Annotated in this window: 11 protein-coding genes and 1 other annotated feature; of the genes, 7 read left to right on the top strand and 4 right to left on the bottom strand. The window is 39.1% G+C overall.

Translation table 11 applies throughout. The features are described from left to right. Positions 1–220 precede the first annotated feature (220 nt). Positions 221–3316, bottom strand: coding sequence for a transglycosylase domain-containing protein (locus tag ACFFGV_RS01690; protein WP_377344837.1), 3096 nt, complete (start codon positions 3314–3316; stop codon positions 221–223). A 124-nt stretch (positions 3317–3440) separates the two neighbouring features. Continuing rightward, positions 3441–3650, top strand: a binding site (T-box leader). A gap of 57 nt (positions 3651–3707) precedes the next feature. Between ACFFGV_RS01690 and tyrS the strand changes: the two genes are divergently transcribed. Then, entirely contained in the window at positions 3708–4976 is a 1269-nt protein-coding gene (gene tyrS / locus ACFFGV_RS01695) for a tyrosine--tRNA ligase (protein WP_377344838.1), read from the top strand. A 100-nt stretch (positions 4977–5076) separates the two neighbouring features. Here the strand turns inward: tyrS and ACFFGV_RS01700 are convergent, their stop codons facing one another. Next, positions 5077–7374: an ATP-dependent DNA helicase gene (locus ACFFGV_RS01700; RefSeq protein ID WP_377344839.1), complete on the bottom strand. Its 2298-nt coding sequence runs from the start codon at positions 7372–7374 to the stop codon at positions 5077–5079. Positions 7375–7484: 110 nt separating this feature from the next. Further along, on the bottom strand, positions 7485–8087 hold the full coding sequence (gene rpsD, locus ACFFGV_RS01705; RefSeq protein WP_377344840.1) for a 30S ribosomal protein S4: 603 nt from the start codon (positions 8085–8087) through the stop codon (positions 7485–7487). A gap of 295 nt (positions 8088–8382) precedes the next feature. Here rpsD and ACFFGV_RS01710 point away from each other — a divergent pair, with 295 nt between their 5' ends. Then, a complete protein-coding gene (locus ACFFGV_RS01710) occupies positions 8383–8997 on the top strand; it encodes a hypothetical protein (RefSeq protein WP_377344841.1) in 615 nt (204 codons plus the stop codon). Between the two features lie 137 nt (positions 8998–9134). Next, positions 9135–11027: a sensor domain-containing diguanylate cyclase gene (locus ACFFGV_RS01715; RefSeq protein ID WP_377344842.1), complete on the top strand. Its 1893-nt coding sequence runs from the start codon at positions 9135–9137 to the stop codon at positions 11025–11027. A 74-nt stretch (positions 11028–11101) separates the two neighbouring features. On the opposite strand, the gene msrC is transcribed toward ACFFGV_RS01715, so the two are convergent. Next, positions 11102–11581, bottom strand: a complete 480-nt coding sequence (gene msrC, locus ACFFGV_RS01720; RefSeq protein ID WP_377344843.1) for a free L-methionine (R)-S-oxide reductase MsrC — start codon at positions 11579–11581, stop codon at positions 11102–11104. A gap of 139 nt (positions 11582–11720) precedes the next feature. Between msrC and refZ the strand changes: the two genes are divergently transcribed. The 4 genes from refZ to ACFFGV_RS01740 all read left to right on the top strand — a co-directional run bounded on the left by refZ (position 11721) and on the right by ACFFGV_RS01740 (position 16120). Then, on the top strand, positions 11721–12359 hold the full coding sequence (refZ, locus tag ACFFGV_RS01725; RefSeq protein ID WP_377344844.1) for a forespore capture DNA-binding protein RefZ: 639 nt from the start codon (positions 11721–11723) through the stop codon (positions 12357–12359). 473 nt (positions 12360–12832) lie between these two features. Continuing rightward, positions 12833–14527, top strand: a complete 1695-nt coding sequence (gene ezrA / locus ACFFGV_RS01730) for a septation ring formation regulator EzrA (RefSeq protein WP_377344845.1) — start codon at positions 12833–12835, stop codon at positions 14525–14527. 10 nt (positions 14528–14537) lie between these two features. Beyond that, positions 14538–14843, top strand: coding sequence for a hypothetical protein (locus ACFFGV_RS01735; RefSeq protein WP_377344846.1), 306 nt, complete (start codon positions 14538–14540; stop codon positions 14841–14843). Between the two features lie 137 nt (positions 14844–14980). Continuing rightward, complete coding sequence (locus tag ACFFGV_RS01740) at positions 14981–16120, top strand: cysteine desulfurase family protein (protein WP_377344847.1); 1140 nt, start codon at positions 14981–14983, stop codon at positions 16118–16120. The last annotated feature ends 3 nt before the right edge of the window (positions 16121–16123 follow it).

Raw genomic sequence — 16123 nt, forward strand, 5'->3', positions numbered from 1 at the left:
AATCTTCTCTCTGATTAGAGACTTTATCCTATTTTAACGGGTTTTGTCATATTTTAAAACAAAAAGCTATTTTTCCTTTCTCTTACAGGGAAAAAAGCATAATAAAAAAATGCTGTATTAGAAATATGGAAATGAGAAGTCCGATAGGAAGTTTATTAGGGTCAATAAAAAAACGCAGGAAGGAATATCCTGCGTTTTTACAAATTATTTGTATTCTTCTTTAGCTGTCGCCTTCATTTGTATTGTTTTCATTACTGGAACTATTATTAGAGTTATCGTTCTCTGAATTTCCGCTATTCTCTCCGTTGCCATTGTTATTCCCTGAGCTATTGGAGTCATCAGAGTTGTTAGAACCTCCAGAATCCCCAGAGTTATTATCTCCGTTATTGTTCCCGCTGTTATTACTATCCCCGTCATCATTGTTTCCATTGTCATTGTTTCCATTATTACTGGAATCACTGTTATTGTCATTATTATTGTTGGAGTCATTGTTACTATTGTTGTTGTCGTTGTTATTATTTTGCTTATCGGAACTATTGTCTTTTGGTTTATCAGGGGTGAAGTCGCCAACTTTAGATACGGAAGAAGCGCCTGATTCTCTGCCAAAGTAGTCCACTGCTTTTACCATATAAACACCTTGTCCGGAAGCTCCAAGAGAAGTACCAGTTGTGCTGCCTATCTTATTAAAGGATCCTCCTGGTGAAGCTGCTTTATACACTCTATATCCTACAACGTCAGAACTTCCTGATGGAGACCAGCTTATAGAACCACCACTGACATTGACACCACCAGGAGCAGCTGGTGCTTTGCCATCATCCGGTGGAGTAGAATCGGAAGGTACACCGATATCTGCCCATCGACTATTATTTGGAACAAGCTGGGATAAATCATTCAATTTATCGTATCCATTTGCTTTTAACCATTCTGGGTTGAAATAGATACCGTTATCGGAAGTGAATTCTTTAGGTGTTGAATCCCCTGCTACATAAGATGTGTCGCCTACTTTCACGTAGGATGCACTGATTAAGCTATTATCCTTTTTGGATGGAGCGTGTCCTGCAGCGTAAATATCGCTTTTAACCAGTCCAAGGTCAGCACATAACTGAGTTGGTGCAAGGCCTGAGGAAGCACAATAGGAACTTGAAACTATTCCCCCTGGACTATTGAAGCCTTTGTCTGGAACCATTAAGTCCGGATTAATATCAGAAGCTGCATTAACCACTTGAGACCATAGCTTCACATTTCGATTACTATACCCAAGCCCGCAGCTCGAACAGGTTAGGTCAATATTGTGATCGTAGCCCATCCACATTCCCATGGTCACATTAGGGTTAGTTGCTACAAACCACGTATCATATTTATCATTGGATGTACCAGTCTTACCAGCCCAATCCACGCCAGAATACTTTAACTGAGACTTAGCATAGGTTGCTGTTCCATAGTCTATTACATCCCTCATCATGTCTAATGTCAGGTAGGATGTTTGTGGGCTGAACACTTTCGTTTTTTTCGTTTCGTGCTCATATATTACATTGCCGTCAGCATCCTCGATCTTATCAATCATATAGGCATCTACAAACTCTCCCATATTGCCAAAGGTTGCATAAGCATTCGTATTCTCTTCTATTGTTACGCCATTGGTCAATCCACCTAGAGCCATAGAGAGGTTTGTTTTGTCACCTTCTGTAAGAGAAGTGAAGCCCATTTTCTCCAGATAAGAGGTAGGGTTCTGATTCACTATATCTGCGTACGTTCTTGCAGCTGGAACATTATACGATTTGGCTAGTGCATTTCGGATAGAGGTTAAACCATGGTACCTTAAGGAATAGTTTGTTGGTGACCACATCTCACCTCCGGCACGGAAGCTTGTATTAATGTCTGCAACTACAGACCCTGGTTGGATAGTTCCTAATTCAATTCCTGGTGCATAAACCAATAAAGGCTTCATCGTACTCCCATTTTGACGAAGTGCTGAGGTTGCGTGATTAAGTTGCTGGCGTTCAAAATCACGACCACCAATAAAACTAATGATTTTACCTGTGCTATTTTCCATTAACAGACCGCCAACCTCAACAGGTTCGGTAATAGTTTCAACTTTACCGTCAGCATTGGTTATCTGCTTAGACTTCTTAGGTCCATATAATGTGTACTGGTCTTTTAATTGTTGCATTTTATCGTATATGTTTTTATCAATGGTTGTCTTTACTTTATAACCACTACTGCGCAGGTTTCGATCCGCTAATTCTTCATATTGTTCCTTTAAGGAGCTATTGTTGCTTAAATCCTTTTCTGTGTATCCGTCTTGTTTCGCTAATTCTGTTGTAAGTATATCCTTTGCCCTTTTCTCAATTTCGAATGTTAGGAAAGGATATTCTTGTATAGAGGAAGGTTCTGGCTTTGCGAAATCCTTCGTTACATCGTAACTTTTAGCCTTCTTAAATTCAGCCTCCGTAATCATATCTGATTCATGCATACGATTTAGAACGGTGTTCATTCTTTCAAATGCAGGTTGAAGCCCTCCTTTATTCTTTACCTTGCCATCATTAGTAAATGGAGTGTAGGCGTATGGGCTTTGTGGCAGACCTGCTATAAAGGCAGATTGGGCAACGTTTAAATCTTTTGCACTTTTGTCGAAGATACCTTGCGCTGCTGCTTCCACTCCTGCAATGTTGCGTCCCGAAGCATTGCGTCCGAATGGTACAACGTTTAAGTATGCTTCCAGTATTTCCTCTTTATCAAAGAAACGCTCTAGACGCATCGCAAGTAAAATTTCTTTCGCTTTTCTTTCAAAGGAAACTTCATTTGTGAGGATTTGGTTCTTGATTAGTTGCTGAGTGAGCGTACTACCGCCTGTTTTAGTGCTGGCGTTAGTAACTTCTTGGAAGATAGCTCTAAGAATAGCCTTTGGAACTATTCCTTTGTGCGTTTCAAAATATTCATCCTCTGTAGCTATAACAGCATTCTGTAAATGCTTAGAAACATTTTTCAGCTGGACTTCTTCTCGGTATATATCAGAGCGAATTTTTCCTAAGTATTTATCTCCAGAAAAATATAGTTCGGTCGTTTCTTCATAGTTATATATATTGTCCTTCATTTCCTCTTCAGCACGAATTGGTTCATCCTTCACCAGTGAAGCAAAGTAGCCTGCACCAATTCCTCCGGCAAAGAATACTCCAATCACACCTACAATCAGGAAGAATAATATAATATTCCACGTCACATCATACGTAATACGAAATGCTTTGTGGATTTGACCTGACTTCCACCATTTCATGAATGGAGATGGATCAGAACCGTTTTGTTGGTTGTTACTCATTTAACGCTCCCCCCTAAATATTACAACGAATATTATACCATAAACCGCTAAATGGAGACATAATTCTATTCTTTATTTAGTTGCTTTTAGGATAAAAATATGCTATAAATTAAAAACAAACATATAATGAACGTTGATAGGTTGCAGTAGTAGTATGACATCTTTTTCAGAGAGCTGGCGGCTGGTGTGAGTCAGTAAGGTGCATAGTATGAATTACGTCCTGGAGTTTCTTCTGCCAAATCAGAAGACGGTAATAGCCGTTATATATCCGAGTGGTAACGATTAATAATTGTTGCAACAAGGGTGGTACCACGAGTCAAACCTCGTCCCTTTTTATAGGGGCGGGGTTTTTTGTTTTTTTACAGGTGAATTTTAATAAGGAGTGAAACCCATGCATATTGTAGATGATTTACAGGCTAGAGGATTAGTCAATCAAACAACAGATGAAGAGGGATTGCGAGAACATTTAAATAAGGAACAGGTTACCCTTTATTGTGGGTTTGACCCTACGGGAGATAGTCTCCATATTGGGCACCTGCTCCCGGTGCTGATGTTAAAAAGATTTCAGCAGGCAGGACACAGACCTATCGCTCTAGTTGGCGGTGGTACAGGAATGATAGGCGATCCAAGTGGAAGGTCTTCAGAGCGACAGCTAAATAGTGAAGATACTGTTAGACATTTTAGTGCACAAATAGAAAAGCAGCTGGCCAAAATTTTGGAATTTGATAAAGGGGAAAATGCTGCCGCTGCTAGAAATAATTTGGATTGGTTAAAGGATTTAACTATCATTGATTTCTTACGAGATACCGGTAAGCACTTCGGTATAAACTATATGTTGGCTAAGGACTCTGTTGAATCTCGAATTGACCAAGGCATATCGTTTACAGAATTCAGTTACATGATTCTTCAATCCTATGATTTCATGAACCTCTTTCGTAAGGAGAATTGTACGTTGCAAGTAGGAGGAAGTGATCAATGGGGGAACATAACAGCAGGGCTGGAGCTAATTCGCAGAACCTCTGAAGAGGGAGAAAACGCAAAAGCATTCGGGTTGACTGTACCGCTTATTACAAAGGCTGACGGCAGTAAATTTGGTAAAACAGCAGGAGGGGCTATCTGGCTAGACCCAGCAAAAACCACGCCTTATGAATTTTACCAATTCTGGATTAACACAGATGACCGAGACGTTGTGAACTTCCTTCACTACTTTACATTCTTGTCTCTGGATGAAATCAAGCAGTTAGAAAAAGAAGTGCAGGAACAACCGGAAAATCGTGTAGCCCAGCGCCGATTAGCAGAAGAAGTAACTCGAATGGTGCATAACGAAAACGCGCTGCAGCAAGCTCAAAAAATTACGGAAGCACTATTTAGTGGTGATCTTAAGAGTTTGACAGGTGAAGAAATTGAACAAGGGTTCAAAGACGTTCCATCTCACAATGTAACAGAAGAGGAAAAGGGACTTATTGATTTACTAGTAGAAGCAGGAATTTCCTCCTCTAAGCGACAGGCTAGAGAAGATATCCAAAACGGTGCCATCTACATTAATGGAGAGCGTCAACAGGATATGAAATATACCATTACAGATCAGGATCGTCTTGATAAAGCCTTTACCATTATTAGAAGAGGCAAGAAAAAATACTACCTGATCACATACAAATAAGAAAGATAAAGCAAAGTGCGAAATTATATTAATTTCGCACTTTGTTGTGGTGTAATGAATGATTCAAACAGGCCATTGCATAGTTGCATTCATGATAGTGTTATTTTCTGTTTCTTATAATTGTATAGTCCCGCCATTCTGGAGGGAGCAGGTTCTGGTACTCTTTTTGAAGGAAACGGTCATCTAGCAAGACTATGATTCCTTCGTCCTCTTCCGTACGTATTAGCCTGCCTCCAGCCTGGAGCACCTTGTTCATCCCAGGGAAGCGATAGGCGTAATCAAATCCGTTCTGCTGTCGTGTATTAAAGTAATCCTTTATAATATTACGTTCAAGCCCAATTTGAGGAAATCCTACACCAACAATAAAAACGCCATTTAACTTATCTCCCTTTAAATCTATGCCCTCGGAAAAAATCCCACCTAGAACGGCAAAGCCAATGAGAGGGGAGGAAGGGGAAGGCTGGAAGTAATTAAGGTATTGTATTCGCTCAGCTTCACTCATTTGGCTTTGTTGAAGCAACGTGTGTACTTCTGGGTACCGGTCCTGAAATAAATCGTATAATCTGTACATGTATTCGTAAGATGGAAGAAATATGAGATGGTTACCCCCTTGCTGGTGTGTAAATTCGTATATTGTATGCGCAATGCTTTCGAGCGACGCTTCCCTGTCCCGGTACCGAGTAGATATAGGAAGGATATAGGAGTTAGTATGCGCAGGATTAAATGGAGAGGGTATAGCTAATTGGTAATCCTCCTCATCCGAACCAAGCATATCCCGATAATACTCCATCGGCATCAAAGTGGCTGAGAAATATATTTTAGACATAAAATCTTTTCCTGCTCTCCGTAATAGGGTAGCGGGCTTTACACATAACATTTTTACTTTTATTTCATTCTTCCATGCTTCTACATATGTTACAAAGGCATCGTTATATAATTGACCTATTTTTTGAAATGTATTGGCGGCAAAGTAGGCATCTAGTAAACTGGAATGCTCCTCTTCTGGAAGAGATGGTTCCACTAGTTCTTCTTCGGCAGCACTTAGGAATGGTTTTACAGCTTCTAAGATGGCGGCAGGTGCTTCAACTGAAACAGGAGAATGATCACTACCGTTATCCCATCTGCTAGCGATAGCAGTATGAACCTCTTTCGCTGCATGAGATACTGAGTCATTTGTGCCAGCATACATTTGCTGTATTGTCTTAAATGGTGAATGGAAAAGAACAGCAGAGTACATTTCTCGAGCGCGGTCTACCAAATTGTGTGACTCATCCATTAATAAAGCTGTTTTTTTCTTTCCTTCGCTGCTCATTCGTTTTAAGGCTACTCTTGGATCAAAAATGTAGTTATAGTCACCAATAATGACGTCAGCAGAATAGGCTAAGTCTAGAGAAAGCTCAAAAGGACATACACTATGCTTTTCTCCATAATGCTCAATAATTTCCTGATTCATTATATCCTCGTGTTCCAGCGCATCTAATAAAGTATCGTTAATGCGGTCAAAATATCCTTGGGAAAAAGGGCAGTCTTCCTTCGTACAGCCCTTTTCCTTAAAGCATATTTTTTCTTTCGCTGTGATGGTAACAGCTTTTATATGCAATCCGTTACGTATCATAGAAGAAAGGGCGTCTTCTGCAAGGCCTCTTGTTACCGTTTTAGCGGTTAAATAAAATGCCTGCTCCAGCTTTTCTTCTCCCATAGCCTTAACTGCAGGAAAAAGGGTGGAAATGGTCTTTCCAGTACCCGTTGGTGCATTGGCAAAGAGGTCTTTCCCTTCTGAAATGGATTTGTATACAGCTCCTGCAAAATATCGCTGCCCCTCTCGAAAAGAAGGGAAGGGGAATTCGAGAGCTTTAGCGCTGGTTGTTCGATGATAACGGTGATTTGTTAGTAATTGTGCATAAGGATAGAATTGCTCTAATATATGCTGGAAGAAATCTTCTAAATCAATAAGGGTATAGGAGGAACGAAAATGTTTCTGCTCGTATGTTTCAACTTGAATATACGTTAGCTGAACGGTTATACTCTCATGTTTGTTCTGAAGGGCATATATATACGCGTACACTTTTGCTTGTGCCCAATGGACTGGATGGTCTTCTTCTAAAACGGTATCTAGTGGCTGTTGAGTAGATTTTATTTCTTCGATAATGACAGATTCATTCTGGAATAAAACTCCATCGCATCGTCCTTCAATGTGGAAGGTAATATCACGAAATGGTGTTGTGAGCTGCAATAAAACCTCTTTCTGATCCTCATACTTATATTGACTTTGAATATATTGATGAGCTTTCGTGCCCTCAGTCATTGTACTTGTACTTCTAAAACCTGTTGTTAAATCACCACTACGATATACATATTCTACAAGTGGTCTAACGGAGGTTCTGATAACTTGGTCCATAATAAAATCCTCGCTTTGCGTACGATACCTGTCATTATATCACGGAAGGGGATAGAGTATAAAAAAATCCCAATCGAGAAAGTTCGATTGGGATTTTTTCTATATAGAAATTAACGAGAGTAGTACTCAACGATAAGTGCTTCGTTAATTTCAGAAGGTAGCTCAGAGCGTTCTGGGTAACGAGAATAAGAACCTTCTAGTTTTTCTGCGTCGAATGTTAGGAATTCTGGTACGAATGTGCTAGCTTCAAGAGCATCTGCGATAGCAGAAAGCTTTTGAGATTTTTCACGTACGGCAATAGTTTGACCAGGAACTACACGGTAAGATGGGATGTTTACACGACCGCCATCTACAGTGATATGACCGTGGTTAACTAATTGACGTGCTTGAGCACGAGTACGTGCAAGACCTAGGCGGTAAACGATGTTATCTAAACGAGATTCTAGAAGAATCAAGAAGTTTTCACCGTGGATACCTTGTAGGTTACCAGCGATATCGAACATGCTGCGGAATTGACGTTCGTTCAATCCATACATGAAACGTAATTTTTGCTTCTCTTGAAGCTGTGTACCATATTCAGAAAGCTTTTTACGTTGGTTTGGACCATGTTGTCCTGGAGCGTAAGGGCGCTTTTCTAATTCCTTACCTGTTCCGCTTAAAGAAATACCTAGACGACGAGACTTTTTCCAAGTTGAATCAGTATAACGAGCCATTGGAAATTTCTCTCCTTTATATTTTATATTTGCATAAAATAAAAACAGTGTGTCCTCTTCGCGCTGCTCATTTTGTTTTCATGTACCTTCGCCCCAGCAGCAGAGAGTTACGCAGTACACCTCTAATTAGAGGAACAAAATGATAACAACGGTGGCCCACCTAAGCTGCCTTTTATTTTACACAAAGAATATTGTACTGTTTTTATGGGAATGAGTCAAGAGGGAATGTGGAATTAGGAGTAAGTAAGCTGTGCTACAATGATAGAATGAACAGAAATGAGCGAGGTGATGGACTGTGACGGTCATGCTGGGAAACGTATCGGAAACAAAACAATCTAGACGAATAAGGGTTACTCTGATAATAGTATTAGTATTCATCGTAGGAGGGGCTATACTTTTTCAAAATCAATTACTACATCACCTTGGTTCCTCCTCATCGGAAAATCAAAAACCTTTAATGGCCTCCCATATTCCTTCCAATCATAATACGAAAGTAGCAATGATTAGGAAGAGGGAAGGGGATTTCTATTTAGTGTCCTATGACGTACAGGCAGACAATAAGTTTGTCGCTGTAGAATATACTCCCTTAGATTTAATCATAACGGAACTTATGTATGATGAAAAAGGGAATTTGTGGATGAAGCGGAAGGGTGAATGGAGTCGACTAAATGAGGAGCTAAAAGTCCAGGACTCCGGTGCCGGATTTGAAAAAAACAATGAGAAAAAATACAGTTTTAAGGTTTTAGAGGAGAACGGAAAGTATAGAGGTTCTGTTAAACAATCCTCACAATCTGTTTGGGAACAGGACTTTGAACAAAAACCTGTAAGTACAGTGCCTTTAGATGAAGGAAGAGAGCTTTGGATTGTGCTGTTTGATAACTTTAATACTACCATTATGAAGTCTTCCTAGTCGAATAGGCCGACAGAATAACAAGTATAATTTATTTTTGTAAATTTATAAAAAAGGAATAGGAAAAATAGACTATAAAAGATATAATGGAAGAGTAGATAGATTGAAATCCAAGGGGAAAAATAGGTGATGTGTGAATGACGCCATTTCAAAACCATTCAAACATTATAAAGGAAGTGAAGGTGGAGCTGTACGACATCTATATGAGCTTATCTAATGTATCATTTTGTACAGCCTTACAGGAAATAGCTAAACTTCTAAGAGCAAAGCTCGAAGGGAAGCGAGCTACTATATATACATACAATGAATGGGATGATGACTTTTCTCTGACTGCTGTTGCGGATCTCCCTGGTAGCAGGATGGAGCAGACCTCCATTATAGAGCTCCATGCACCCTTAATTACATATATGAAAACCCGGCCGTGCACCACGATAGAGAGGTATGGACAGCAATCTCTTATTCCTTTGTGTGAACAAGGAAATACTCAAGGGTATATTATTCTGGACTTCCGTGAGAAGCAAGATAATACGGAGTTTGACGTTCTTTTGAGAGATATAGGAGAAGAAATCCGCAAGTTTATGCAGCGTTTAAATGGCATGCGCTTTATGCTTCAAGAGGAAAGAAAGTATGAGAAATTATTTAATGTAACGAAAAATTTTCATTCTACTATGGAATTGGAAGAAATATTAAAGGAAATCATAGATACGCTAGAGGATTTTTATGCAGAGTTTGATTACTATCTTCATTTATCCCATGATTATTCTAGTGTTCCACATTTACCTATCAAAGAATTGTCATATGATTTAAATGAAACGGCCAGAGCGAGTACACAGGCTTATTTGACAGGGGAGCACCAGCTCGAGGATTGTCATCGTTCGAGACAGTCTTACTTCTATGCCCCTCTTAAAGGGAAGCAAGGGGTTTATGGCGTGCTGGAGATTGTAGCGCCACGTTTCATTCTATTTCCAGAAAAGGATATAGAGCTTATTACAATGTTAGCTAATGCTGCGGGAAACTCTCTGGAAAATGCGAGATTGTATCATCAATCCAGGAAAATTATTACGGATCTTCAATTAATAAATGAAACGTCTCATAAATTGAACTCCAATTTACGTTTGTCTGAAACCATTACTTATATGACGGAACGTATAACATATTCTTTTAATGCCGAGGAAGTAGGATTTATTCTATTTGATGAGCAAAATGGTAGTAGCTACCAGTTGTTAAAGGGAAGCACTACATTCTTTGACAAAGAAGCTTCCTATCCTCTAGTTAATTGGCTGGCTATGCAATTAAAGAATAAGAGTGAACCATTATTCGTTGGGGATGTACAAAGCAAATTTCCTAAATGGTCAACCAATTATCAGGCTATCATGGCTATCCCTATGATACAAAGGGGGGAGTTGACAGGAATGGCAGTGGTGCTGCATCAGACTCCATATTTCTTTAGCTTCGATACATTCAAGCTATTGCAATCGCTTATTCATCACTCCACTTTAGCCTTTGCCAATTCCATGCTAAGAGAGGAATTAGAGCAGTTGGTTAGAACGGATTATCTAACGAAATTACATTCGAGAAAATATTTAGATGAAGCGATTCAGACCCATATCGATTTAGAGCATGAAGGTTCCTTTATAATAATGGATATTGATAACTTTAAACTCGTTAATGATGTATATGGTCACCAGACGGGAGACCGTATACTTGTCCAAGTATCGACCATTATTAAAGAGTGTGTAGGAAGTTTAGGTATATGTGCTAGGTGGGGAGGGGAAGAAATAGCAGTTTATTTACCTTTCCTAACGTTAGAGGAAGGATATGAATTAGGTCAGAAAATCGTTGGTAAAATTGAAGCTGATACGAATCCTAGTGTTACTGTTTCATGTGGAGTTTCTTATTGGAATCCGTCTGTTCATCTAGACGGGAAACATTTATTTATGAGGGCGGATAAAGCTTTGTACAAAGCAAAAGAGGCTGGAAAAAATACTGTTAGAGTAGAACATTATGATGTTACTCAAAAAGGGAATTAAGAGGAAGAATAAGAAACCCCTGACATTGTGCAATTCACATTCCAGGGGTTTGTTTGTATAGGAAAGGGCATTATCTAAATAAATTCACTTAACACGTGAACAAATTGCTCTAAATATTGTTCATCATGTTCATCAAATCGATGTTTAACGGGGCTATCAATATCTAAGACTCCAAATATCTCTCCATCCTTAAATACGGGAACTACTATTTCAGATTGACTAGCTGCATCACAGGCGATGTGCCCAGGGAATTGGTTTACATCTGCAACTCTTTGTGTTTTCCCCTCGGAAACAGCTGTCCCGCAAACCCCTTTTCCACTTGGGATACGAACACAAGCGGGGAGACCTTGAAATGGACCGAGTACCAACTGATCTTGCTTCCAGATATAAAAGCCAACCCAATTGACTTCATCTAAAAATTGGTTCAATAACGCGGAGGCGTTGGATAGGTTTGCTAGTTGGTCTGGTTCATCCTCTAAAAGTGCCCTTAACTGTTTGATAACAAGATCATAGTTTTGAGATTTATTTCCACTGTATTGTTCGACATTAAACATTCAATATTCCTCCTTAGATATTCATATTATATAATTTCTAGTAAAAATTCGACAAAATGCATGCAGTTATTGACGAGCGAAACATGCAGGAATCCCCCTCACGAAGGAAGAAGAATTATTCAAAGTAGGAGGGATAAGCATGACAAAGACGTCCACTAAGCAGAAAGTGATGGATGCTGCTAGTTACCTTTTTTATACGCAAGGATACAATGGCACTTCGGTGAGAGACATTGCATCAAAAGCTAATGTGAATGTGTCTTTAATCAGCTACTATTTTAAAAATAAACAAGGTTTGTTAGAGCATCTCATCGTTACGTACTTTGAAGGATATATTGACATGTTGGAATCCGTTTATCAGGTAGATACTGATCATCCTAGTAAAGTAAAGCTTTGTCAAATGATTGAAGCAATTATACAATACAAACAGAAACACTATCAATTTACGTGTTTCATCCATAGAGAATTGACGCATGACAATGTGTTTGTGAGAGAGATGATGGTTACTTATTTAGCTAAAGAGAAATATGTTTTGTTTAATTTGTTTAAACATGTCCTACTGGCGCAGGGGATTAAACCTATTAAAATAAATTATTACTATATTCATTTAAAAGGGATGGTAATGACACCGTTTCTTATGACGTATGAAATGAAGGAGTATGTACTTACAGATCATTCTCACGACTTTTTTATAAAGCAATATTCTCAAACAGTATTTAATTGGCTGGAGCATATTTGCGGCATGAATACTCCAAAAGGCTATGAAATGGAAGTTATGTAGCTGCTGCATCCGGTCCATGTAAATAAAGTGAAAATATAAGCTTCCATTCCGAGATAATGAAAGTCCGTTTAATGGATAGGAAGGTATGGTCTGGAAAACACCTGTTCTCCTGCTGCCCAACACGATGTGGGGTAGTTCAATCTGCTACAGGACGTAGCGGTTTTACCGGAATCTCTTCCCTTTAACCAATTGTCCTTAGAGTCAAAATAAGAGAAACCAAAATAGCCTTCGTAAATAAAGGTAGGCACCTATCAAGATAGGGTTTTCTCTAAAAGTTGAGTACTGCTCCCCACAAAGAAGCAGTACTTTTTTTGTGTAGTAGTTCATTTCGAGGGAAATTATGTCAATTTAGTTAATAATTTTGAAAAATTTTAGCCAAAAGGAAGGTTTACATGGTATCATAAAATCAACGTGAATACATAATTTGTCGTTCGTTTATATAGATGTACTTGACACTAGTTAGGAGGACCTTTATGGAGTACGTCATCGCTGTTTTACTTGCAATGGTAGTGGTAGTAATTTACGGACTAATCCTGCGCAAAAAAGTCTATGATCAAGTCGATCGTTTAGAATATTGGAAATTAGATATATCTAATCGAAATGTAACGGAAGAGTTATCAAAGGTGAAGAATTTGAACCTCTCCGGGGAAACGCAGGATAGATTCGAGAAATGGCGTTCCGATTGGGATGATATCCTTTCTAGACAGCTCCCAGATTTAGAAGAAGGGTTATTTTATGCAGAAGAACATGCTGATCGTTACCGCTTCCGAAAAGCGAACGGCGTGCTGAAAGACATTGAGCAATCCTTACAATCTATAGAGCAGTCTATTGATGCAATGCTGGAAGAATTAGATACACTGCTAAACTCGGAACAGAATTCCAGGGAAAATGTAGAACTTATTGAGCCTCAAATTAAGGAATTGAAGAAGAAGCTGCTTCAGCAACGGTACATGTTTGGTAAAGCGGAGGCTAAATTCGAAGAGAAGATTAGCGAAGCTCAACAGCAAATGGCCAGCTACTATCAATTAGTAGAATATGGAAACTATTTTGAAGCATACGAAATGGTGGAATCGATTAAGCTGGAATTAGATACGCTGCAGGAGAAGATAGAAGCGTTCCCTGAGTTATATAAACTATATAAACGGGACCTTCCTGATCAACTAGAGCAATTAAATAATGGAATTAAGGAAATGAAAGAAAATGGCTTTCGCATAGACCATTATGGATTTGAAGAAGAGGTATTGAAGTATCAACAGCAGATTGATGAGTATGTAGAATCACTGGAAAACGCAGAGCTAGAAGAAGCTCAATCCTACCTTCCAGAATTAGAAAATAGAATTCAGGAAATGTACACGGAATTGGAAAAAGAGGCAGTAGCAAAGAGCTATGTGGAAAAGCATCAAGAGCAGCTTTTAGACAATTTAACTAACATTTCTGATGATATTGCCGATACTAAGGAAGAAGTTGAGCAACTACAGAACATGTATCATGTAGAAGATAAAGATATCGAAATGTATGTAAGTCTGGAAAAATGGATTAACAAGCTAACACACCAACTAGAGGATATTCGTCAGGATATTAATGATGATGAAACTTCCTATATTACAATCCGCTCCAAAGTAGAAAGTTTCTCCAGTCAGTTACAAGAGTTAACAGATCAGCATAGGCAATATCAGGATCACTTGTACACCTTGCGTAAAGGAGAAAGAGAAGCAAAGGATTCTATTCACCAAGCCAAACAAGATTTAATGTCTGTTTATCGAAAGCTGCAGAAAAGTAATATCCCTGGTGTACCATCCTACATAGATGATGTGTTAGAGCAGAGCAGAGCTTCACTAATGGACGTGCAATATAAGATTGAGGATCAGCCTCTTGATATGACTCAGGTCCAATCGACATTAGATAAAGCTTTACATGATGTACAACAAGCCAAAGAGCAAACGGATTCCTTATTGGATGAAGCGCATTTAGCAGAACAAGCCATTCAATATGGTAATCGATATCGCAGCAAATATCCAAAGGTGGCCGCTCAATTAAATGAAGCAGAACAAGCTTTTCGAGCTTATCAATATGATGAAGCGTTAAGGAAAGCGAGTTATGCAATTGAAGAAATTGAGCCGGGTGCAGTGGAACGCATTAAAGAAATAATGAATACGCCTGTGGGATAGGTGATAATAGGTGCAAAAGAAAATCGTCCTTGGTTTATCTATTCTTTCCATTTCGGTATGGATGTTGACCATCGTCATTCTGGTGACGGACGGTAGTGGTAAGAATATAGCGAATCCACATACTGGAAAAGAATTTCATCCAGATACCAAAACAACCGATACTTTTGTGGAACGGTTGACGGTCATTTCTATGAAAGATGTTGAAGAAAGCGATAACCAAATAAAACAAGCAGGAATTACTAGTGAATGGGTGGCGAGTCAACCTGGAGATAATAGGATATCTATTGACGACTTGCTTGAGTCCTTTACACAATAAGGCTTGAATTATCTTGTACCCCAGTACCTTTAACAGGTCTGGGGTACTCCTATGTTATGCTAGATGTATGGATGTTTATTGTTTAAGGAAAGTATGATAACATATTAGATTGCAAAAATGAAAAAGGGGTTACCATCATGATTTATTTTGATAATAGTGCAACTACTAAGCCATACCCTGAAGTGCTGGAGACATTTCGTCACGTATCGGAACAATATTATGCAAATCCTTCTTCCATTCATCGGTTCGGCAGTGATGCAGAACGACTTTTACTCCAATCCAAAAAACAAGCAGGTCAGTTGTTGGGAGTAGAACCAGATGAAGTTGTATTCACTTCAGGAGGAACCGAAGGAAATAATTTAGCAATTAAAGGAATTGCACTTCAGCATCAGAATAGAGGAAAGCACGTTATCACAACACAGGTTGAGCACCCTTCCGTTTTAGAAGCATGTAAATCTATAGAAGCACTTGGGTTTGAAATCACCTATCTGCCAGTAGATGGTGAAGGAAGAATTAGTGTGGACTCTGTGCAAAATGCCATAAGAGAGGATACTATTTTAATTAGTGTTATGCATGTAAATAATGAATTAGGCACGATTCAGCCTATAGATGAAATTGCCAAAGTTGCTAATCAATATCCTAAATTATATTTTCATGTTGATTACGTGCAAGGATTGGGTAAAGTAACCTTAAACATGAGACAGAGTGGTATTGATTTATGTACTATGTCTAGCCATAAAATTCACGGTTTAAAAGGAACCGGTATGCTTTATATACAAAAAGGCACCTCCTTATTCCCTCTTTTGCACGGAGGAAGCCAGGAAGCCTCCTACCGAGCAGGGACAGAGAACCTTGCAGGGATAGTTTCTATGGTGAAAGCATTGCGAATGGTGCTGGAGAAGCAAAAGAACAAGTTCGACCATCTTGTGGGCTTGCGAGATAAGCTTCGCAGTGAGTTATCTCAACTGCCAAATGTGTATCTCAATTCACCTGAATCTGGTGCGCCACACATCCTTAATTTCTCCGTACCGGGATTTAAGCCAGAAGTAGTGATTCATGCTTTGGGTGAAAGAGGAATATTTATTTCTACAAAATCAGCCTGTTCTTCTAAACAGGAGGATGAAAGTGCAATCCTGAATGCGTGTGGTCTAAGTAGAGAGCTCTCTGCCTCGGCATTACGGATTAGCCTGTCCTATGAGAATTCAAAAGAAGAAGTAAACAACTGTGTTAGTGCTTTACAGGAAGTATTAACCGAACTAAGTGGAGTAATGGGGTAGATA

The sequence above is a fragment of the Pontibacillus salicampi genome, from assembly GCF_042434395.1.
Classification (GTDB): Bacteria; Bacillota; Bacilli; order Bacillales; family BH030062; genus Pontibacillus; species Pontibacillus salicampi.

Excerpts from the sequence above, each read along its gene's own strand:
- refZ (WP_377344844.1), top strand. The coding sequence starts at position 11,721 with ATGACAAAGACGTCCACTAAGCAGAAAGTGATGGATGCTGCTAGTTAC.
- tyrS (WP_377344838.1), top strand. The coding sequence starts at position 3,708 with ATGCATATTGTAGATGATTTACAGGCTAGAGGATTAGTCAATCAAACA.
- msrC (WP_377344843.1), bottom strand. The coding sequence starts at position 11,581 with ATGTTTAATGTCGAACAATACAGTGGAAATAAATCTCAAAACTATGAT.
- ACFFGV_RS01715 (WP_377344842.1), top strand. The coding sequence starts at position 9,135 with ATGACGCCATTTCAAAACCATTCAAACATTATAAAGGAAGTGAAGGTG.
- ezrA (WP_377344845.1), top strand. The coding sequence starts at position 12,833 with ATGGAGTACGTCATCGCTGTTTTACTTGCAATGGTAGTGGTAGTAATT.
- rpsD (WP_377344840.1), bottom strand. The coding sequence starts at position 8,087 with ATGGCTCGTTATACTGATTCAACTTGGAAAAAGTCTCGTCGTCTAGGT.
- ACFFGV_RS01690 (WP_377344837.1), bottom strand. The coding sequence starts at position 3,316 with ATGAGTAACAACCAACAAAACGGTTCTGATCCATCTCCATTCATGAAA.
- ACFFGV_RS01740 (WP_377344847.1), top strand. The coding sequence starts at position 14,981 with ATGATTTATTTTGATAATAGTGCAACTACTAAGCCATACCCTGAAGTG.
- ACFFGV_RS01700 (WP_377344839.1), bottom strand. The coding sequence starts at position 7,374 with ATGGACCAAGTTATCAGAACCTCCGTTAGACCACTTGTAGAATATGTA.